We start from the raw sequence: 1,075 nt of genomic DNA, 5'->3' as shown, positions 1-1,075 counted from the left end.
GTTTTGCATACGTGGGGACAACAATTGAGTTTGCATCCGCACCTACATTGCATTGTTCCCGGTGGTGGAATCAAAAGAGAGGGACAGTGGAAAAATAGCAGAACCGATGGCAAATTTTTGTTCCCAGTAAAAGCTTTGTCAAAAGTTTTTAGGGCTAAATATTGCGCCAAACTCAAAGCAAAATCACCTATCCTCTACGAACAAATTCGTCATGATTTATGGAAAAAACCTTGGGTTGTATTTGCAAAGAAACCTTTTGGAAATACAAAGTCGGTAGTGGAATATTTAGGAAGATACACCCATAAAATCGCCATTAGTAACCAGAGAATCACAAGGATTGACAATGAAAAGGTAACTTTTGATTACAAGGATTACCGAGTAGCGGGCGTGAAAAAGCAAATGACGCTGACGCATCAGGAATTCATCAGGCGTTTTGCATTACATATTTTACCCAAACGTTTTGTGAAAATACGCCACTATGGTTTTTTGAGCAGCACTTGGAAACGGGAAAAATTGAAGCTTTTGCAGGAAAATCTGCAAGTAAAAGTCATGGAAAAGCGGGAGAAGAAACCCTTTTTACCCAAGTGTCCGTGTTGTAAAACAGGAAATTTACACCGCATAGCAGTCTTTGACCAGCGTGGTCCACCTCCCGAAGCGTCGGGATGGTATATTGGCGGTGGCCAAATTACAAATTCCTCTAAAAGTTAATTTTATGGGTAAGGGCATTTGTGCCCAAAAGTGAATGAAAACACTAGAAAACTATATTTAAAACTACTTCAAAAAAAAGAGGATACTAAATCCTCTTCATATTCTCTCTCTAAACTTTACGATAACTCCATAGTTCCTGCCAATGACCGGTTCCGTTCAACACAGGTTTCATTGTTCGGCTTTCAGCCGCAACGAAACCCTAACTGTTATATGAAGGCCTTGTTCATTCCATTCATTATTAAATATGTTATTTCATGAATGTTCTTAGATATAAATAATCTACGGTTTTCATCTTCAGTAAGGAAGTTATTTATTGAAAGTGTTTTCAAATTAAAGTCTGTAAAAAGATTATTGATCACTTCATAAT

General features: G+C 37.7%; 1 protein-coding gene. It reads left to right on the top strand.

Annotated elements, in window-relative coordinates; genetic code table 11:
* A partial coding sequence (locus FPG59_RS16280) for a transposase (protein WP_176330788.1) occupies window positions 1-708 on the top strand: 708 nt, incomplete at its 5' end.
* Window positions 709-1,075: the final 367 nt, after the last annotated feature.

This window comes from Flavobacterium sp. FPG59, assembly GCF_002150205.1.
GTDB lineage: Bacteria > Bacteroidota > Bacteroidia > Flavobacteriales > Flavobacteriaceae > Flavobacterium.
This window is presented reverse-complemented; position numbering and strand designations above follow the sequence as displayed.